We start from the raw sequence: 19,796 nt of genomic DNA, 5'->3' as shown, positions 1-19,796 counted from the left end.
CCGGTACTGCCTACTCATCACCATTAGGCAGAATTCACTGCCAAAGCCGACAAAACCCTCTACCCTGCAGTGCGTTCCCTCAGCGAACCGCGTATGATGCGCGGCCCTTTGGCGCGTTCGCTGCCAAGACCCTTATTTCATTCCTACACCGGGAGGTGCCCAGATGAGTGAGCAAGACCTGCAAAATACCGAAATTACCCCACCAGCCGGCGAAAAGCTGCAGAAAGTGCTGGCACGCATTGGCGTCGGCTCGCGCCGTGACGTCGAAGCCTGGATCAGTCAGGGCCGCATCAAGGTCAACGGCGTCGAAGCCACCCTCGGCCTGCGCGTCGACCTGCATGACGCCATTACCGTAGATGGCAAGCTGATCAAGCGTGAAGAGGCCGCCGAGGCCACGCGCCGGGTAATCATGTACAACAAGCCCGACGGCGAGATCTGCACCCGTGACGACCCGGAAGGCCGCCCGACCGTGTTCGACCGCTTGCCGCGGCCAAAAGAAGGGCGCTGGATCAATATCGGCCGCCTCGACATCAACACCACAGGCCTGCTGCTGTTCACAACCGACGGCGAACTGGCCAACCGCCTGATGCACCCGTCCTACGAGATGGACCGCGAGTACGCCGTGCGCGTGCGTGGTGAAGTCGATGACGAAATGATCGATCGCCTCAAGGCCGGTGTGATGCTCGAAGACGGCCCGGCCAAGTTCACCGACATCCAGAAGGCGCCAGGCGGCGAAGGCTTCAACCACTGGTACCACTGCGTGGTGATGGAAGGCCGTAACCGTGAAGTGCGCCGCCTGTGGGAATCCCAGGGCATGGTGGTCAGCCGCCTGAAGCGCGTGCGCTTCGGCCCGGTGTTCCTCAACTCCGACCTGCCGATGGGCCGCTGGCGTGAAATGACCCAAGGCGAAATCGACATCCTCGCCGCTGAAGTGGGCCTGCAGCCAGTAGCGCTGCCGACCCTGAACCTCAAGGCCAAGGACAAGATGGAGCGCTTGCAGCGCAAGTCGAGCCGTCCGCTGGGGCGCAACGAGCGCGTGCGCAGCCTGCGCCCGGCCCATGAGGGGGCCGCAGCCGAGCGTCCGGCACGTCAGTCGCGTGACGAAGCACCGCGCAAGGGCAGCCGTGGCAGCGCCGTGGCCGAACGCCCGAGCGAGATGCGCAAGCGCCCAGGCAAGCCTGACGGTGATAAGCCGGCCGGCCGTGGTCGCGGCAAGCCGCGGGGTTGATTGCTCTTTGCAGCCATGAGAAACCAGCCTTCGGGCTGGTTTTTTTATGCCTGTGAGAATTTGGGGCCGCAAAGCGGCCCCAAGATATTGAACAAAAAGAAATTTTCGGACGACTGGCAAGTTTGCAAACCACCATGTAAAGAAATTTATACAGAACGGGCTGAAATTAGCCCGCAATTCGGATTTTTCTTGTTGGTGTAAACAGAACTTGCCGCGCCACCCTCCGCAAACCCCCAGCTTCCACATTGCTCCATATTGCCCAAACCCCCGTACCACGGTGATATAGCGCTCATTGCCGTGTGCAAAAGCCCGTCCACAGAGCCGGGCCGACAGAACAACAAATGGAGGCGCCATGTACGCCGATCACTTCGCCTTTTCAGGCTCCTACCACAGGATCGCTGCGTTTTTTCCCAAGGAAACGATGCAACGCGTTGACGCCTGCGCGTTTGCAGGGGTATACAGTGCGCCGCGTTTTACCTGTGACCCTCTTGCGTACCGCGCACTCCTGCCCACACCTGGCTGATCCGCCCCGGCGGTATCCGTTGGCAGGAAACCCAAGGTAACCACCTTGCCCATTCCGCTGCGCCACGAGCGCGGTGGGTCCGATTCCGTCACAGATAAAAACAATGCAGGTGACTTCGTTCATGAGTGGACAAAACATGCATTCAGGCGAGCTCAAGCGGGGCCTGAAGAACCGCCACATCCAGTTGATCGCCCTCGGCGGCGCGATTGGTACCGGCCTGTTCCTCGGCTCGGCAGGCGTGATGAAATCCGCCGGCCCGTCGATGATCCTCGGTTACGCGATATGCGGCTTCATCGCCTTCATGATCATGCGCCAACTCGGCGAAATGATCGTCGAAGAGCCGGTGGCCGGCTCGTTCAGTCACTTCGCACACACCTACTGGGGGGGCTTTGCCGGTTTCCTGTCGGGCTGGAACTGCTGGGTGCTGTACATCCTGGTGGGCATGTCGGAGCTGTCGGCGGTAGGCAAGTACGTGCATTACTGGTGGCCGGAGATCCCGACCTGGGTCACGGCAGCAGCATTCTTCGTGCTGATCAACGCCATCAACCTGATGAACGTGAAGTTCTTCGGTGAGGCTGAATTCTGGTTCGCCATCATCAAGGTCGTAGCCATCGTCAGCATGATCGGCCTGGGTGCCTACCTGCTGACCAGCGGCAACGGCGGCCCTGACGCCTCGGTGAGCAATCTGTGGAGCCACGGCGGCTTCTTCCCGCATGGTGTCAGCGGCCTGGTGATGGCCCTGGCGTTCATCATGTTCTCGTTCGGTGGCCTGGAAATGCTCGGTTTCACCGCCGCCGAGGCCGACAAGCCAAAGACCGTGATCCCGAAAGCGATCAACCAGGTCATCTACCGCATCCTGATCTTCTATGTCGGCGCTCTGGTCGTGCTGCTGTCGCTGACCCCATGGGACAACCTGGTCGCCAGCATCGATGCGTCCGGTGGCAGCTATGGCAGCAGCCCGTTCGTCCAGGTGTTCTCGCTGCTGGGCAGCGATGTGGCGGCCAACCTGCTGAACTTCGTGGTGCTGACCGCAGCGCTGTCGGTCTACAACAGCGGCACCTACTGCAACGCCCGCATGCTGCTGGGCATGGCCGAGCAGGGTGATGCTCCGGCCTCGCTGGCCAAGGTCGACAAGCGCGGCGTGCCGGTGCGTTCGATCCTGGTGTCGGCGGGTGTGACCCTGATAGCCGTGCTGCTCAACTACCTGATGCCGCAGAATGCGCTGGAGCTGCTGATGTCGCTGGTGGTCGCGACCTTGGTGATCAACTGGGCGATGATCAGCTACTCGCACCTGAAGTTCCGCCAGCACCTTGACCGTGTTGGCCAGAAGCCGCTGTTCAAGGCGCTGTGGTACCCGTACGGCAACTATGTGGTGCTGGCCTTCGTGGTGCTGATCCTCGGCATCATGCTGATGATTCCAGGCATCCAGGTGTCGGTGTATGCGATCCCGGTGTGGCTGGCGGCGATGCTGCTGGCGTACCTGGCCAAGGGCAAGCGCCGGCCGCAGGCCAATGGCACTGCCGGTGCCGTGGCCAAGTAAATCTTTGGCTAGTTGAAGAAACCCGATGTCAGGTGACTGGCGTCGGGTTTTTTGTTGCCTGTACCGGCCTCTTCGCGGGCGCGCCCGCTCCCACAGGATCACCACAGGCCTGAGACTTGTGGAGTACCTGTGGGAGCGGGCCTGCCCGCGAAGAGGCCGGCACAGGTTTCAGATCTGTTCCAGCAGCCAACTGCGAAACGCCCTCAAGGATGGCAATGCCTCGTTCCTGGGCGGATAGATCAGGTAATAACTGCGCTGGCTGGCAAACGCCGCCCCCGGGCTGAACAACTCGCCCTTGGCCAACTCTTCCTCCACCAGGATCCTCGGCACCAGGCCGATGCCGATCCCGGCCCGCACCGCCTGAATCAGGTGCGAGGTCAGTTCGAAGCTCGGCCCCAGGCGCATCGCCCGGTGCGGCAGGGCGTGGTGGGAAAACCACTCGCCCCAGGCGTGCGGGTTGTTGGCGACGTTCAACAGTACCTCTTCACTGATCCGCGCCGGGCTCCAGCCTTGGGCGTCGCCACCCGCTTCAGGCGGCAGGATCACCACCAGTTCCTCGGCATGCAGGCGATGGCAGATCAGGCCCGGCAGGTCATGGCTGGCCACACCGATGGCGGCGTCGATCTCGCTGGTGTCGAAGTTGATCGCTTCGATGCGTGAATGAATGTGCACCAGCATGCCCGGGTGGGCGCTGTAGAACGCATGCAGGCGCGGCAGCAGCCACTTCGAGCCGAAGGTGGGCAGGGTCGCCAGGCGCAGGGTGCCGACCCCGGTCTGGTAGGCCAGCGCCTGCAAGGTGGCGCTGCGTATGCGCCCCAGCGCCTCGCTCAGCTCGCGCTGGTACAGCCGGCCGACGTCGGTCAGCTGCACCTGGCGGCCCTCGCGGCGGAACAGGGTCAGGCCCAATTGCTGCTCCAGGGCCTGCACCTGACGGCTGACCGCGCTCTGGGTCAGCGACAGTTCGGCAGCGGCGCGGGTGTAGCTTTCATGCCGGGCCGCGGCTTCGAAAGCCAGCAGCAGCGACATGGATGGAGTCAGGTGGCGGTAATTCATTCATAAAAGTCATTGATAGCGGCAGGATTATCCGTTTGCCCCTGAAGCGAAACTACAGGAACATTGGTCTATACGTCATCCCTGCATGAAGCAATGCATGCCGGAGCGACAGGATTCCCGTGAATTAGCCACTATCAAGAGGCCATCCTTCGATGATCGCCCAGCTGTCGACCCTTGCGCCGAGCGCCAACTACCCCGAATTCCTCGAAGCCCTGCGCAACAGCGGCTTCCGTGGCCAGATCAGCGCTGACTACGGCACCCGTACGGTGCTGGCCACCGACAACTCGATCTACCAGCGCCTGCCTCAGGCGGCGGTGTTCCCGCTGGACGCCGATGACGTGGCGCGTGTCGCCACCCTGATGGGTGAGCCGCGTTTCCAGCAGGTCAAGCTGACCCCACGTGGCGGTGGTACTGGCACCAACGGCCAGTCGCTGACCGACGGTATCGTCGTCGATTTGTCGCGGCACATGAACCAGATCCTCGAAATCAACGTCGAGGAGCGCTGGGTGCGGGTCCAGGCCGGTACCGTCAAGGATCAGCTCAATGCCGCGCTCAAGCCTCACGGCCTGTTCTTCGCCCCTGAGCTGTCGACTTCCAACCGCGCCACTGTCGGCGGCATGATCAACACCGACGCCAGCGGCCAGGGCAGCTGCACCTATGGCAAGACCCGCGACCACGTGCTGGAACTGCACACTGTGCTGCTCGGCGGCGAGCGCCTGCACAGCCTGCCGATTGACGACGCTGGGTTGGAGCAGGCCTGCGCCGCGCCTGGCCGGGTTGGTGAGGTGTACCGCATTGCCCGGGAGATCCAGGAAACCCAGAGCGAATTGATCGAGACCACTTTCCCCAAGCTCAACCGCTGTCTGACCGGCTACGACCTCGCGCACCTGCGTGACGAACAAGGCCGCTTCAACCTCAACAGTGTGCTGTGCGGTGCCGAAGGCTCGCTGGGCTATGTGGTCGAAGCCAAGCTCAATGTGCTGCCGATCCCGAAGTATGCCGTGCTGGTCAACGTGCGCTATACCAGCTTCATGGACGCGCTGCGCGACGCCAACGCTCTGATGGCGCTCAAGCCGCTGTCGATCGAGACGGTCGACTCCAAGGTGCTGATGCTGGCAATGAAGGACATCGTCTGGCACAGCGTTGCCGAGTACTTCCCGGCCGACCCCGAGCGCCCGACCCTGGGCATCAACCTGGTGGAGTTCTGTGGCGACGAGCCGGCCGAGGTCAATGCCCGGGTCCAGGCTTTCATCGACCACCTGCAGCGCGATACCAGTGTCGAGCGCCTGGGCCATACCCTGGCCGAGGGCGCCGAAGCGGTGACCCGCGTCTACACCATGCGCAAACGTTCGGTGGGCCTGCTCGGCAACGTCGAAGGTGAAGTGCGCCCGCAACCGTTCGTTGAAGACACCGCCGTGCCGCCAGAGCAACTGGCCGACTACATCGCTGACTTCCGCGCGCTGCTCGACGGCTACGGCCTGGCCTATGGCATGTTTGGCCATGTCGATGCCGGCGTACTGCACGTGCGCCCGGCGCTGGACATGAAAGATCCGGCCCAGGCTGCGCTGGTCAAGCCGATCTCCGACGCCGTGGCCGCGCTGACCAAACGCCATGGCGGCCTGCTGTGGGGGGAGCACGGCAAGGGCCTGCGCTCGGAATACGTGCCGGAGTACTTCGGCGAACTGTACCCTGCATTGCAGCGTCTGAAGGGCGCCTTCGACCCGCACAATCAGCTCAACCCTGGCAAGATCTGCACCCCGCCAGACAGCGCCGAAGGCCTGACCAAGGTCGACGGCGTGACCCTGCGAGGCGACCTCGACCGCACCATCGATGAGCGCGTGTGGCAGGACTTCCCCAGCGCCGTGCACTGCAACGGCAACGGCGCCTGCTACAACTACGACCCCAACGACGCCATGTGCCCGTCGTGGAAGGCCACCCGCGAACGCCAGCATTCGCCCAAGGGCCGTGCCTCGCTGATGCGCGAATGGCTGCGCTTGCAGGGCGAGGCCAACATCGACGTGCTGGCGGCGGCGCGCAACAAGGTGTCGTGGCTCAAGGGGCTGCCGGCGCGGCTGCGCAACAACCGCGCCCGCAACCAGGGCCAGGAAGACTTCTCCCATGAGGTGTATGACGCCATGGCCGGCTGCCTGGCCTGCAAGTCTTGCGCCGGGCAGTGCCCGATCAAGGTCAACGTGCCGGACTTCCGCTCGCGCTTCCTCGAGCTGTACCACGGCCGCTACCAGCGCCCGCTGCGTGACTACCTGATCGGCTCGCTGGAATTCACCATTCCGTACCTGGCCCATGCGCCTGGCCTGTACAACGCGGTGATGGGCTCGAAGTGGGTCAGCAAGCTGCTGGCGGACAAGGTCGGCATGGTCGACAGCCCGCTGATCAGCCGCTTCAACTTCCAGTCGACCCTGACCCGCTGCCGCGTCGGCGTGGCCAGCGTGCCGGCCCTGCGCGAGCTGACCCCGGCCCAGCGCGAGCGCAGCATCGTGCTGGTGCAGGATGCTTTCACCCGCTACTTCGAAACGCCGCTGCTGGCCGCGTTCATCGAGCTGGCCCATCGCCTGGGCCACCGGGTGTTCCTGGCCCCCTACAGCGCCAACGGCAAGCCGCTGCATGTGCAGGGCTTCCTCGGTGCCTTCGCCAAGGCGGCGATCCGCAATGCGACCCAGCTCAAGGCCTTGGCTGACTGCGGCGTGCCGCTGGTGGGCCTGGACCCGGCGATGACCTTGGTCTACCGCCAGGAGTACCAGAAGGTGCCGGGCCTGGAAGAGTGCCCGCAGGTGAAGTTGCCACAGGAGTGGCTGATGGATGTGCTGCCGGAGCAGGTGCCGACCGCGCAGGGCAACTTCCGTCTGATGGCGCACTGCACCGAGAAGACCAACGTGCCGGCCAGTACCAAGCAGTGGGAGCAGGTGTTTGCTCGCCTGGGGTTGAAGCTGGTGACCGAGGCGACCGGCTGCTGTGGCATGTCCGGTACCTACGGGCACGAGGCGCGCAACCAGGCGACTTCACGCACCATCTTCGAGCAGTCGTGGGCGACCAAGCTGGACAAGGAAGGCGAGGCGCTGGCGACCGGCTACTCGTGCCGCAGCCAGGTCAAGCGCATGACCGAGCGGCAGATGCGCCACCCGCTGGAAGTGGTGTTGCAGTACGCCAAGCGCTGACCTTGAGGGCCCCGGGGGCTGCTATGCAGCCCTTTCGCGACACAAGGCCGCTCCTACAAGAGAATGCGATCCCATGTAGGAGCGGCCTTGTGTCGCGAAAGGAGCGCAAAGCGCTCCCAGCTTTACTAGCCGCGCTCCAGCCGGGCCCGCCGGTACAGATAAAGGCTCAACACCAGCCCACAGCACGCCGCCGCCGCGGCAAACAGAAACATCGAAGCAAACCCGAACCCCGATGCCACTGCGCCCACCAGCGGCCCGGTAATCCCCAGCGACAGATCGATGAACAGCGAATACGCCCCCACCGCCGCCCCGCGGTTGGCCGCCGACACCTGGTTCACCGCTTCCACGCCCAGCGCCGGGAACACCAGCGAGAAGCCGAAGCCACTCAGCGCTGCTCCCGCCAGTGCCATCTCGGCATTGGGCGCCATCCACAGCATCAACAGCCCCAGTGTTTCCACCGAAAGGCAAACGATTGCCACCCGGAACCCACCGATCCGGTTGATCAGGTTGCCGAACAGCAACCGCGCGCAGATGAAACTGGCGCCGAACAGGCTCAGGGTCAGCGCCGCATTGGCCCAACCGCGGCTGGCGTAATACAGGGTGATGAAGGTGGCGATGGTGCCAAAGCCGATCGAGCCCAGCGCCAGCCCCGAGCCATGCGGGAACACCTTGCCCAGCACCTGCATGAATGGCAGGCGCTTGCCGCTGACCACAGGCGCTGCGCGCTTCGGCCAGGCCAGAAGCAGGCCCAGGGCGCACAGCAGGAGGATGCTCGTTCCCATGCTCCACAGCCCCAGGCTTTTGACCATCAGCACGCCCAGTGGCGCACCGATGGCCAGCGCGCCATAGCTGGCGATGCCGTTCCAGGAAATGACCTTGGCGGTGTGCTCGGCACCGACCCGGCCGATGCCCCAGCCGATCGAGCCGGAACCCACCAGGCTTTCCGCACTGCCCAGCACCAGCCGGCCGACCAGCAGGCAGCCGAGGCTGACCCAAGGCAGGTGGGTGAGGAAGGCACAGGCCAGCATGAACACACCGCTCAGGCCGCAGCCTGCCAGGCCATACATGACCGCCTTCTTGCTGCCATGGTTGTCGATGATACGGCTGGCGGTAGGGCGGCTGAGCAGGGTGGCGAGGTACTGCACGCTGATCACCAGGCCCGCGATCACGGCGCTGAAGCCGAGGTCGTTGTGCACATAGCCGGGCAGTACGGCGAGGGGGATGCCGATGTTCAGGTAGCCGATGAAGGTGAACAGGACGATGGAAACGACTTGCAGGGTGACCGCAAGAGGGCGCGGTGAGTCAGGCATGGGGGTCTTCGTGGCAGAGGTTCGTGACGGTGTGAAAACGTGATGACGGGGGTAGCCCGCAGGTCAGCCGTTTTCACACAGTCGGAGGGATGCGCGGTTTATTCCTGGTCAGCGCTGGATTGGTCGTCACCATCCTGATCGACGGCAGGCGTCGGTTCGGCGTGGACGGTAACGGATGGCTCTTCGGGGTTCAGGCTTGGGAAGGGAAGATTCGGGATTTCATGCATCTCGTCGTTCCTCGCAAGTGTGAGTGAAAAGTCTGCGCCAGGCGCGTTTGGAGCTTCATGAAGCGTGGGCAGGATACACAAGTCTGGATGACAGTTTGTAATTTTTCCCCGTCACTTGTCGGTTTTGCGGGCGGATACCGGACGGATTGCGGCAAAAAAACAGGGCCATCAGGCCCTGTCGTTGGTGGTTACTTGCGGCCTTCAGCCGTCTCGGCGACCTTGTCGGTGCGTGCGCACATGATGAAGTCATTGCGGTGCAGGCCCTTGATCGAGTGGCTCCACCAGGTCACGGTGACCTTGCCCCACTCGGTCATCAGGCCAGGGTGGTGGCCTTCGGCTTCGGCGATTTCGCCCACGGCATTGGTGAAGGCCAGGGCCTGCTTGAAGTTCTTGAACAGGAATACGCGCTCCAGTTCCATGTGGCCATCGCGGATTTCGATGTTCCAGTCCGGGATCTCGCGGATCAGTACCGCCAGTTCCTCGTCGGTGACCTTGGGTGCATCAGCGCGGCAGGCTTCACAGTGGGCTTGGTTCAAGGCATTCATGGGTGTGTTTTCCGCTTCGAGTTGTTATCGGCAAGGCGCTCAGGCAGCGACCTTGGGTGGAAATTTCGGTGCGTGCAGCCCCAGCTGCATGGCTTGCTGGACCATGGCCATGATGTCTTCGTGGGCCAGGTCGAACAGGCGCTTCATGTTCGGCAGCACGAAGTACAGCGGCTGCAGGATGTCGATACGGTACGGCGTGCGCATGCACTCGATCGGGTCGAAGGCCTGGTGCTCAGGCTCGCCAGAGAGACTGTAGACGGTCTCCTTCGGCGAGGAGAGGATGCCGCCGCCATAGATCTTGCGGCCCTGCGCGGTTTCCATCAGGCCGAACTCGATGGTCATCCAGTACAGGCGCGCCAGGTAGACGCGTTGTTCCTTGGTCGCGGCCAGGCCGAGCTTGCCGTAGGTGTGAGTGAATTCGGCGAAGAACGGGTTGGTCAGCAGCGGGCAGTGGCCGAAGATCTCGTGGAAGATGTCCGGTTCTTGCAGGTAATCCAGTTCTTCCGGGGTGCGGATGAAGGTGGCGACCGGGAAGCGCTTGCTTGCCAGCAGCTCGAAGAATGTCTGGAAGGGAATCAGCGCCGGTACGCGGGCAACCTGCCAGCCGGTGGTGGCACCCAGCACCTTGTTGATTTCGCCCAGCTGCGGAATGCGCTCATGGGGCAGTTTGAGCTGGTCGATGCCGTCCAGGTATTCCTGGCACGCGCGGCCTTCGATGACGTTCAACTGGCGGGTGATCAGGGTGTTCCATACCGCATGCTCTTGCTGCGGGTAGTCGATAAAACCATGCGCATCGGGCTCGCGTGCCACGTATTGCGTCTGTTTCATGTGGCTCTCCTGGTGAGGCTTTTCTTGTTATGTCCACGACATGACCTAGGAATATCCCTTCACTGGGTGATTTGCACGAGGGTCGACGCTGCTGCCGGTCGCTCTTTGGCCTGTGTTGCGTAACGATTATTTTACAAAATGCCGCGCATGCCGGAAAATCCGGCTCATCAAGCTGCCCTTGATGGGGTTTTTGTCAGCTTATCTTTACGACTTTTGTGGGCGAGGTTGAAAAATCTCGCCGCTTCGAGAGCATCCATGCGTATCAAAGTGCACTGCCAGAACCGCATCGGCATTCTTCGCGACATCCTCAACCTGCTGGTGGAATACGGCATCAACGTGCTGCGCGGCGAGGTGGGGGGAGACCATGGCAACGCCATCTACCTGCATTGCCCGAACCTGATCAATCTGCAATTCCAAGCACTGCGGCCCAAGTTCGAGTCGATCGCTGGCGTATTCGGTGTCAAGCGTGTCGGCCTGATGCCCAGCGAGCGCCGGCATATGGAACTCAACGCACTGCTGGGCGCGCTGGATTTCCCGGTATTGTCGGTCGACATGGGTGGCAGCATCGTCGCGGCCAACCGCACTGCGGCGCAGTTGCTCGGGGTTCGCGTCGACGAAGTGCCGGGCATGCCGCTGGCGCGCTATGTCGAGGATTTCGACCTGCCTGAACTGGTGCGTGCCAACAAGTCGCGCATCAATGGCCTGCGCATCAAGGTCAAAGGTGACGTGTTCCTGGCCGATATTGCGCCGCTGCAGTCCGAGCATGATGACAGCGAGGCCCTGGCCGGTGCCGTGCTGACCTTGCACCGCGCCGACCGCATCGGGGAGCGCATCTACAACGTGCGCAAACAGGAATTGCGCGGCTTCGACAGCATCTTCCAGAGTTCGCGGGTAATGGCGGCGGTGGTGCGTGAGGCGCGGCGCATGGCGCCGCTGGATGCGCCCCTGCTGATCGAAGGCGAGACCGGCACCGGCAAGGAATTGCTGGCCCGCGCCTGCCACCTGGCCAGTCCGCGTGGCCAGGCGCCTTTGATGGCCCTCAACTGCGCTGGCCTGCCCGAGTCGATGGCCGAGACCGAGTTGTTTGGTTATGGCCCCGGGGCTTTCGAGGGGGCACGTGCCGAGGGCAAGTTGGGGCTGCTGGAGTTGACCGCCGGCGGCACCCTGTTCCTCGATGGCGTGGGGGAGATGAGCCCGCGCCTGCAGGTCAAGCTGCTGCGCTTCCTGCAGGACGGTTGCTTCCGCCGTGTCGGCAGCGACGAAGAGGTGTACCTGGATGTGCGGGTGATCTGCGCCACCCAGGTGGACCTGTCCGAGCTGTGTGCCCGTGGCGAGTTCCGCCAGGACTTGTATCACCGGCTCAACGTTCTGTCGCTGCACATTCCGCCACTGCGCGAGTGCATGGATGGACTGGAAGGGCTGGTGCAGCATTTCCTCGACCAGGCCAGCCGGCAGATCGGCTGCGCCATGCCACGCCTGGCACCGGCGGCCATGGACAAGCTCAGTCAGTATCACTGGCCGGGTAATGTGCGGCAGTTGGAGAACGTGCTGTTCCAGGCGGTTTCGTTATGCGAAGGCGGGGTGGTGAAAGGCGAGCACATTCGCTTGCCGGATTACGGCGTGCGGCAACCGTTGGGCGAGTTTTCGCTGGACGGGGATCTTGCGCAGATTGTCGGACGATTTGAAAAGGCCGTACTGGAAAGTCTGATGGGGGAGTTTCCAAGTAGCCGGGCTTTAGGGAAAAGATTGGGGGTTTCGCATACGACGATTGCCAATAAGTTAAGGGATTACTCATTGGGCAAGTCCGCGGATTAAATCGGCTAATCAATAGCCTGTTAATCTTGTGCAATATTCTTCGCGGGCTTGCCCGCTCCCACAGGTACTGCGCAGTATTCTAAAGCTGTGCAGTACCTGTGGGAGCGGGCGAGCCCGCGAAGGGCCCCGCAGGGGCCCCAATCTCAAGGCTTAGCCGTTGGAGCAGCCGTTCCCCATCACGCGGTATTCGAGAATGTGCTTCTGGCCCTTGGAGTCCTCGTAGGTCATGCGGGCGGGCACGACTTCACACACGTTGGGCACTTCGCTCATGGAGATGACCCGAGCAATGTCCAGGTGCTGCGAGTAACTGTACTGTTCAACCGGAATCTGCTCGACATTGTCTGCTTCGCCGGCCATCGCCGCGCCGCAAAGACCGCCAAGTACCAATACCAGTAAAGCTTTCATTTTCATTTTACCTGTCTAAGGTCGTGAGGGGGCACGCGGCGCTTGTGGCGCCGCGAGTATTGCCAAAGTTCAACTATCAGAATTAGAGAGGGATTAACTGATTGCCTTCGTGGGGGCTGTTTCCAGTAGTTAATCGCCTTGCCGTTGCTGGCGAGGTGAATCTTATGCCTGGGCAACTAAGGGAAACAGATGGCGTTTTGATAAAGTTTTTTTGCCTTTTTCCATAATCTGTAACAATCCGCCGGGAGGCGTTGTCGCATTTTTCCCTTGCCGGGCCGACAGCTGCGGGCTAGAGCCTTCTGTGCCGTTCGCATGAAGATTTCGCTGTCGCGCTACTACCATCGTCGTATGGTTTTTCCCGCTCTGGTACAGTTACAAACGGTTCCATACAAAAACAACTATTACACCGAGGTAACACAGATGAGTGCGGCTCCACTGTATCCCGTTCGTCCCGAGGTTGCGGCCACTACCCTGACCGACGAGGCCACCTACAAGGCCATGTACCAGCAATCGGTGATCAACCCGGACGGCTTCTGGCGTGAGCAGGCCCAGCGTCTTGACTGGATCAAGCCGTTCACCAAGGTCAAGCAGACCTCGTTCGATGACCACCATGTCGATATCAAGTGGTTTGCCGACGGCACTCTGAACGTCTCCTCCAACTGCCTGGACCGCCACCTCGAAGAGCGCGGCGACCAACTGGCAATCATCTGGGAAGGCGACGACCCTTCCGAACACCGCAACATCACCTACCGTGAACTGCACGAGCAGGTCTGCAAGTTCGCCAACGCCCTGCGCGGTCAGGACGTGCACCGTGGCGATGTGGTGACCATCTACATGCCGATGATCCCCGAGGCCGTGGTCGCCATGCTGGCGTGCGCCCGCATCGGTGCGATCCACTCGGTGGTGTTCGGCGGCTTCTCCCCGGAAGCACTGGCCGGCCGCATCATCGACTGCAAGTCGAAGGTTGTCATCACCGCCGATGAGGGCCTGCGTGGTGGCCGTCGTACCCCGCTCAAGGCCAACGTCGACCTGGCGCTGACCAACCCGGAAACCAACAGCGTGCAGAAAATCATCGTGTGCAAGCGCACCGGTGGCGAGATCGCCTGGCACCAGCACCGCGACATCTGGTTCGAAGACCTGATGAAGGTTGCTTCCAGCCACTGTGCACCGAAGGAAATGGGCGCCGAGGAACCGCTGTTCATCCTCTATACCTCCGGCTCCACGGGCAAGCCGAAGGGCGTGCTGCACACCACCGGTGGCTACCTGGTCTATGCGGCGCTGACCCATGAGCGCGTGTTCGACTACCGCCCGGGCGAAGTCTACTGGTGCACTGCCGATGTCGGCTGGGTCACAGGCCACAGCTACATTGTCTACGGCCCGCTGGCCAACGGCGCCACCACGCTGCTGTTCGAAGGAGTGCCGAACTACCCGGACATCACCCGCGTGTCGAAGATCGTCGACAAGCACAAGGTCAACATCCTCTACACCGCACCGACCGCGATCCGCGCCATGATGGCCGAAGGGCAGGCAGCCGTAGCGGGCGCCGACGGTTCCAGCCTGCGCCTGCTGGGCTCGGTGGGCGAACCGATCAACCCCGAGGCGTGGAACTGGTACTACAAGACGGTTGGCAAGGAGCGCTGCCCGATCGTCGATACGTGGTGGCAAACCGAGACCGGTGGCGTGCTGATCAGCCCGCTGCCAGGGGCCACGGCCCTCAAGCCGGGCTCGGCGACCCGTCCGTTCTTCGGCGTGGTGCCGGCGTTGGTGGATAACCTGGGCAACCTGATCGAAGGGGCGGCCGAAGGCAACCTGGTGATCCTCGATTCCTGGCCGGGCCAGTCGCGTTCGCTGTACGGTGACCATGACCGTTTCGTCGACACCTACTTCAAGACCTTCCGCGGCATGTACTTCACCGGTGACGGCGCACGTCGTGACGAGGATGGCTACTACTGGATCACCGGCCGCGTGGACGATGTGCTCAACGTGTCCGGCCACCGCATGGGGACCGCCGAGATCGAAAGCGCCATGGTCGCCCATGCCAAGGTGGCGGAAGCTGCAGTGGTTGGCGTGCCCCACGACATCAAGGGGCAAGGCATCTATGTCTATGTCACCCTCAATGCCGGCATCGAGCCGAGCGAGCAGCTGCGCCTGGAGCTGAAGAACTGGGTGCGCAAGGAGATCGGCCCGATTGCCTCGCCGGATGTGATCCAGTGGGCGCCGGGGCTGCCGAAAACCCGCTCGGGCAAGATCATGCGGCGTATTCTGCGCAAGATCGCCACTGCCGAATACGATGCTCTGGGTGATATTTCGACCCTGGCCGACCCGAGTGTGGTGCAACACCTGATCGACACTCACAAAGCGATGAGCCTGGCTTCGGCCTGACCCTGCCCTGAGGGCTGATCGCCTGTCCTGTGGGAGCGAGTTCACTCGCGAAGAGGCCGGTAACGCTGCCGACGTCTTCGCGGGTGAACCCGCTCCCTCAAGAGGGAGACCTACTTGAACCCCGCCAGGGCAACCGGCGGGGTTTTTGCTTTACTGTTACCCGACAATCATCGGTAACTCTTCTGTCACCGATTTCGCACAGGATCGGGGCGCAGGGAAACAGGTTCGTGCCATTTCAGTGCGTTCGCCTGGCTGTTCTGAGCAAGGTGAAACGCTGCACTTGCCGTATCGCAAGGGTTTGCCAATAATAGGCCCGGTAATTGCTTGGCTTACAGGTTATTTCTCTCGAGCTCTTGCATGTTTTGCAAAAGCTGTCAACATCGCCCGCCGCGATTTCAAGCGCTTCTGTAAGTAGTTGTCGCTTTGAAGAAATATCGACTACCGGGCTGTCGTTAAAATGCCACTCACTCGCTCGTGGTCTGCGACCTTGGTCGAAACCTGCGCGGCTCGCGTTGTACCCATTCGCATATCGGGCAGTTGTTACCCCTGCCTCGTATTGCCCCGTACCGATGGAGTTACCTGATGAAGAAGCTCGCACTGCTTGGCGCCCTGGCGCTTTCTGTGTTTTCCCTGGTGTCGCAGGCCGATGAAAAACCGTTGAAGATCGGCATCGAAGCCGCTTACCCACCATTCGCCTTCAAGCAGCCAGACGGCAGCATCGCCGGTTTCGACTACGACATCGGCAACGCCCTGTGTGAAGAGATGAAGGCCAAGTGCACCTGGGTCGAGCAAGAGTTCGACGGCCTGATCCCGGCACTGAAGGTGCGCAAGATCGACGCCATTCTGTCGTCGATGTCGATCACCGACGACCGCAAGAAGTCGGTCGACTTCACCAAGCGCTACTACCTGACTCCAGCGCGCCTGGTCATGAAGGAAGGCACCACCGTCAGCGACAGCCTCGACGAACTCAAGGGCAAGAAAATCGGCGTGCAGCGCGGCTCGATCCACGACCGCTTCGCCAAGGAAGTGCTGGCTCCCAAGGGCGCCACTGTCGTGCCTTATGGCACCCAGAACGAAATCTACCTGGACGTCGCTGCCGGTCGCCTCGACGGTACCGTGGCCGACGCCACCCTGCTCGAAGACGGCTTCCTGAAAACCGATGCTGGCAAAGGCTTTGCCTTCGTCGGCCCATCGTTCACCGACGTGAAGTACTTCGGTGACGGCGTCGGCATCGCCGTGCGCAAGGGCGACGACGCCAACCGCGAGCGCATCAACAAGGCCATCGACGCCATCCGCGCCAACGGCAAGTACAAAGAAATCGAGAAGAAGTACTTCAACTTCGACATCTACGGTCCAGACTCGAACTAAGACGTCGGGTTTCACCTGTGCAATGGTGCAAACAGCAGAGGCTCTGAGGTTTGCACCATTTTTCATTCCCAAGCCCTGAGGAATCCCAATCATGTTGAAAGGCTATGGGGCAGTCATCCTCGACGGGGCGTGGCTGACGCTACAGCTCGCCTTGTCGTCGATGGCCCTGGCCATCGTCCTCGGCCTGATCGGCGTGGCGCTGCGCTTGTCGCCGGTGCGCTGGCTGGCCTGGCTGGGGGATCTGTATTCCACGGTGATCCGTGGCATCCCCGACCTGGTCCTGATCCTGCTGATCTTCTACGGCGGCCAAGACATCATCAACCGGGTGGCGCCGCTGCTCGGCTATGACGACTACATCGACCTGAACCCGCTGGTGGCCGGTATCGGCACGCTGGGCTTCATTTTCGGTGCGTACCTGTCGGAAACCTTCCGGGGTGCGTTCCTCGGTATCCCCAAGGGCCAGGCTGAAGCCGGCGTGGCCTATGGCATGAGCGCGCGCCAGGTGTTCTTCCGCATCCAGGTGCCACAGATGATCCGCCTGGCCATCCCGGGCTTCACCAACAACTGGCTGGTGCTGACCAAGGCCACGGCACTGATCTCGGTGGTCGGCCTGCAGGACATGATGTTCAAGGCCAAGCAGGCGGCCGACGCCACCCGCGAGCCTTTCACCTTCTTCCTGGCCGTGGCTGCGCTGTACCTGGTGATCACCAGTATTTCGCTGCTGGCGCTGAAGTATCTGGAGCGCCGCTACTCGGTTGGCGTCAAGGTGGCTGAACTATGATTTTCGACTACAACGTCGTCTGGGAAGCCATGCCGCTGTATCTCGGCGGCCTGCTGACCACCCTCAAGCTGCTGGCGCTGTCGCTGCTGTTCGGGCTGCTGGCGGCGATCCCGCTGGGCCTGATGCGGGTATCCAGGCAGCCGCTGGTGAACCTGAGCGCCTGGCTGTACACCTACGTGATCCGCGGCACGCCGATGCTGGTGCAGCTGTTCCTGATCTACTATGGCCTGGCCCAGTTCGAGACGGTGCGCGAAAGCATCTTCTGGCCGTGGCTGTCCAGCGCGACCTTCTGTGCCTGCCTGGCCTTCGCCATCAACACCAGTGCCTACACTGCGGAAATCATCGCTGGCAGCCTCAAGGCCACGCCCCATGGCGAGATCGAAGCGGCCAAGGCCATGGGCATGTCGCGCATGAAGATGTACCGCCGCATCCTGCTGCCATCGGCCCTGCGCCGGGCCCTGCCGCAGTACAGCAACGAAGTGATCATGATGCTGCAGACCACCAGCCTGGCGTCGATCGTCACCCTGATCGACATCACTGGTGCCGCGCGCACGGTCAATGCCCAGTACTACCTGCCTTTCGAGGCTTATATCACGGCGGGCGTGTTCTACCTGTGCCTGACCTTCATCCTCGTGCGCCTGTTCAAGATGGCCGAACGCCGCTGGCTCGGCTACCTGGCGCCGCGCAAGCACTGAACGCTCTGTGAGAACCGACAGCATGTATAAACTCGAAGTCCAAGACCTGCACAAGCGCTACGGCAGCCATGAAGTGCTCAAGGGCGTGTCCCTGGCGGCCAAGGCAGGCGACGTGATCAGCATCATCGGCTCCAGCGGTTCGGGCAAGTCGACTTTCCTGCGCTGCATCAACCTGCTCGAGCAGCCCCATGCAGGCAAGATCCTGCTCAACAACGAAGAACTCAAGCTGGTACCGGGCAAGGATGGCGCGCTCAAGGCCTCCGACCCGCGCCAGCTGCAGCGCATGCGCTCGCGCCTGTCGATGGTGTTCCAGCATTTCAACCTGTGGTCGCACATGACTGCGCTGGAGAACATCATCGAAGCGCCGGTGCATGTGCTGGGTGTGAATAAGAAGGAGGCCCTGGAGAAGGCCGAGCACTACCTGGCCAAGGTCGGCGTGGCGCACCGCAAGGACGCTTTCCCCGGCCATATGTCCGGCGGCGAGCAGCAGCGTGTGGCGATTGCCCGGGCCCTGGCCATGGAGCCAGAGGTCATGCTGTTCGACGAGCCAACCTCGGCGCTCGACCCGGAGCTGGTGGGGGACGTGCTCAAGGTGATGCAGGCACTGGCCCAGGAAGGCCGCACCATGGTGGTGGTGACCCACGAAATGGGCTTTGCCCGCGAGGTGTCGAACCAGCTGGTGTTCCTGCACAAAGGCCTGGTCGAAGAAACCGGCTGCCCGCGTGAAGTGCTCGCTAACCCGCAATCGGAGCGGCTCCAGCAGTTCCTCTCCGGCAGCCTGAAGTAAAGGCTGCACCTTTGCACCAGAATAGGGCATGCTGCGCAGCGAGCGCAGCGTGACCCGGCGCCACAGACTCGAACGAACCCAGGTTTCGGACCGCACCCTATGACCACCCAGCGAATCGGTTTTCTCATCTGGCCAAGCACCAAGCCTTTGACCCTGGCGCTGGCTGAGGAAGTGTTGCTGGTGGCCCAGCGGGTGCACCCAGAGGTCGTCTACGAGATCGCCTTCCTTCAGGCGGAGCCCGCCGGGGAGGGCGCCTGGCGCCTTCCGGGCGAGCCGTGGAACGGGCGCCTGGAGGGCTGCCACAAGCTCTTTCTGCTGGCCGACGACCTGCCTCAGCCAGTGGGTTCGGCGCTTGCGGCGGCGCTCAAGCAGCTGGCGCGCAGTGGTTGCATGATTGGCGGCCTGTCCGCCGGGGTTTACCCGCTGGCCATGCTCGGCCTGCTCGACGGCTATCGCGCTGCGGTGCACTGGCGCTGGCAGGACGACTTTGCCGAACGATTCCCCAAGGTGATTGCTACCAGCCACTTGTTCGACTGGGATCGTGACCGCCTGACGGCCTGTGGTGGCATGGCAGTTACCGACCTGCTGCTGGCGGTGCTGGCCCGCGATCATGGGGCGGAGCTTGCGGGGGCGGTATCCGAGGAACTGGTGGTCGAGCGCATTCGCGAAGGGGGCGAGCGTCAGCGAATTCCACTGCAAAACCGCCTTGGCTCGAGCCATCCGAAGCTGACCCAGGCCGTGCTGTTGATGGAAGCGAACATCGAAGAACCGCTGACCACCGACGAAATCGCCCAGCATGTCTGCGTATCGCGTCGGCAGCTGGAGCGGATTTTCAAGCAGTATCTGAACCGCGTGCCGAGCCAGTATTACCTGGAACTGCGGCTGAACAAGGCGCGGCAGATGCTGATGCAGACCAGCAAGTCGATCATCCAGATTGGCTTGTCCTGTGGCTTCTCCTCGGGGCCGCATTTCTCCAGTGCCTATCGCAACTTCTTCGGCGCCACGCCGCGGGAGGATCGCAACCAGCGGCGCAGCAGCAGCCCGTTCGAATTGAGCTCGGCACCGGCCGAAAAAGGCTGAGGTGTCGGTGTGTTTCGGGCGCATGCCTTGGGTTTGATGGTGGTGCCGAAATCGAG

15 protein-coding genes are annotated in these 19,796 nt (G+C 62.2%); 10 read left to right on the top strand and 5 right to left on the bottom strand.

The window, feature by feature from the left end; translation table 11 throughout:
* The first annotated feature begins 163 nt into the window (after positions 1 to 163).
* Positions 164 to 1,228, top strand: a complete 1,065-nt coding sequence (gene rluB / locus APH33_RS21420; RefSeq protein WP_054887064.1) for a 23S rRNA pseudouridine(2605) synthase RluB — start codon at positions 164 to 166, stop codon at positions 1,226 to 1,228.
* A 644-nt stretch (positions 1,229 to 1,872) separates the two neighbouring features.
* Positions 1,873 to 3,291 carry an amino acid permease gene (locus APH33_RS21415; RefSeq protein WP_177332435.1) on the top strand — a complete coding sequence of 473 codons (1,419 nt, stop codon included), beginning with the start codon at positions 1,873 to 1,875 and terminating at the stop codon, positions 3,289 to 3,291.
* Between the two features lie 168 nt (positions 3,292 to 3,459).
* Here APH33_RS21415 and APH33_RS21410 read toward each other — a convergent pair whose 3' ends face one another.
* Positions 3,460 to 4,344 (bottom strand): LysR substrate-binding domain-containing protein, encoded by an 885-nt coding sequence (locus tag APH33_RS21410; RefSeq protein ID WP_054887062.1) that lies wholly within the window; start codon positions 4,342 to 4,344, stop codon positions 3,460 to 3,462.
* A 152-nt stretch (positions 4,345 to 4,496) separates the two neighbouring features.
* Between APH33_RS21410 and APH33_RS21405 the strand changes: the two genes are divergently transcribed.
* Positions 4,497 to 7,517: an FAD-binding and (Fe-S)-binding domain-containing protein gene (locus tag APH33_RS21405; RefSeq protein ID WP_054887061.1), complete on the top strand. Its 3,021-nt coding sequence runs from the start codon at positions 4,497 to 4,499 to the stop codon at positions 7,515 to 7,517.
* A gap of 125 nt (positions 7,518 to 7,642) precedes the next feature.
* Here APH33_RS21405 and APH33_RS21400 read toward each other — a convergent pair whose 3' ends face one another.
* From APH33_RS21400 to phhA, 3 genes are all read right to left on the bottom strand, one after another.
* On the bottom strand, positions 7,643 to 8,827 hold the full coding sequence (locus APH33_RS21400) for an MFS transporter (protein ID WP_054887060.1): 1,185 nt from the start codon (positions 8,825 to 8,827) through the stop codon (positions 7,643 to 7,645).
* Between the two features lie 415 nt (positions 8,828 to 9,242).
* Positions 9,243 to 9,599: a 4a-hydroxytetrahydrobiopterin dehydratase gene (locus tag APH33_RS21395; RefSeq protein WP_054887059.1), complete on the bottom strand. Its 357-nt coding sequence runs from the start codon at positions 9,597 to 9,599 to the stop codon at positions 9,243 to 9,245.
* A gap of 39 nt (positions 9,600 to 9,638) precedes the next feature.
* The gene (gene phhA, locus APH33_RS21390) at positions 9,639 to 10,427 is read right to left on the bottom strand and encodes a phenylalanine 4-monooxygenase (protein ID WP_054887058.1); all 789 of its coding nucleotides are present in this window, start codon (positions 10,425 to 10,427) and stop codon (positions 9,639 to 9,641) included.
* Between the two features lie 255 nt (positions 10,428 to 10,682).
* On the opposite strand from phhA, the gene APH33_RS21385 reads away from it, so the two are divergent.
* Positions 10,683 to 12,242: a sigma-54-dependent transcriptional regulator gene (locus APH33_RS21385; protein ID WP_054887057.1), complete on the top strand. Its 1,560-nt coding sequence runs from the start codon at positions 10,683 to 10,685 to the stop codon at positions 12,240 to 12,242.
* A gap of 150 nt (positions 12,243 to 12,392) precedes the next feature.
* Here APH33_RS21385 and APH33_RS21380 read toward each other — a convergent pair whose 3' ends face one another.
* The gene (locus APH33_RS21380) at positions 12,393 to 12,647 is read right to left on the bottom strand and encodes a DUF2790 domain-containing protein (protein WP_054887056.1); all 255 of its coding nucleotides are present in this window, start codon (positions 12,645 to 12,647) and stop codon (positions 12,393 to 12,395) included.
* A gap of 420 nt (positions 12,648 to 13,067) precedes the next feature.
* Here APH33_RS21380 and acs point away from each other — a divergent pair, with 420 nt between their 5' ends.
* The 6 genes from acs (at position 13,068) to argR (ending at position 19,740) form a co-directional block, all read left to right on the top strand.
* Complete coding sequence (gene acs, locus APH33_RS21375) at positions 13,068 to 15,029, top strand: acetate--CoA ligase (RefSeq protein ID WP_054887055.1); 1,962 nt, start codon at positions 13,068 to 13,070, stop codon at positions 15,027 to 15,029.
* Positions 15,030 to 15,611: 582 nt separating this feature from the next.
* Positions 15,612 to 16,397 carry an ABC transporter substrate-binding protein gene (locus tag APH33_RS21370; RefSeq protein ID WP_054887054.1) on the top strand — a complete coding sequence of 262 codons (786 nt, stop codon included), beginning with the start codon at positions 15,612 to 15,614 and terminating at the stop codon, positions 16,395 to 16,397.
* A gap of 91 nt (positions 16,398 to 16,488) precedes the next feature.
* On the top strand, positions 16,489 to 17,178 hold the full coding sequence (locus APH33_RS21365; RefSeq protein ID WP_027921088.1) for an ABC transporter permease: 690 nt from the start codon (positions 16,489 to 16,491) through the stop codon (positions 17,176 to 17,178).
* On the top strand, positions 17,175 to 17,873 hold the full coding sequence (locus tag APH33_RS21360; protein ID WP_054887053.1) for an ABC transporter permease: 699 nt from the start codon (positions 17,175 to 17,177) through the stop codon (positions 17,871 to 17,873). The genes APH33_RS21365 and APH33_RS21360 overlap by 4 nt, the downstream gene beginning before the upstream one ends.
* 22 nt (positions 17,874 to 17,895) lie before the next feature.
* Positions 17,896 to 18,660 carry an ABC transporter ATP-binding protein gene (locus APH33_RS21355; RefSeq protein ID WP_054887052.1) on the top strand — a complete coding sequence of 255 codons (765 nt, stop codon included), beginning with the start codon at positions 17,896 to 17,898 and terminating at the stop codon, positions 18,658 to 18,660.
* A 99-nt stretch (positions 18,661 to 18,759) separates the two neighbouring features.
* A complete protein-coding gene (gene argR / locus APH33_RS21350) occupies positions 18,760 to 19,740 on the top strand; it encodes a transcriptional regulator ArgR (protein WP_054887051.1) in 981 nt (326 codons plus the stop codon).
* Positions 19,741 to 19,796: the final 56 nt, after the last annotated feature.

Origin of the sequence: Pseudomonas sp. NBRC 111130, from assembly GCF_001320485.1 — a bacterium.
In the GTDB taxonomy this organism is placed as follows: domain Bacteria; phylum Pseudomonadota; class Gammaproteobacteria; order Pseudomonadales; family Pseudomonadaceae; genus Aquipseudomonas; species Aquipseudomonas vlassakiae.
The sequence above is the reverse complement of the archived record's forward strand: the minus strand, read 5'-3'. Positions and strand labels throughout refer to the sequence as shown.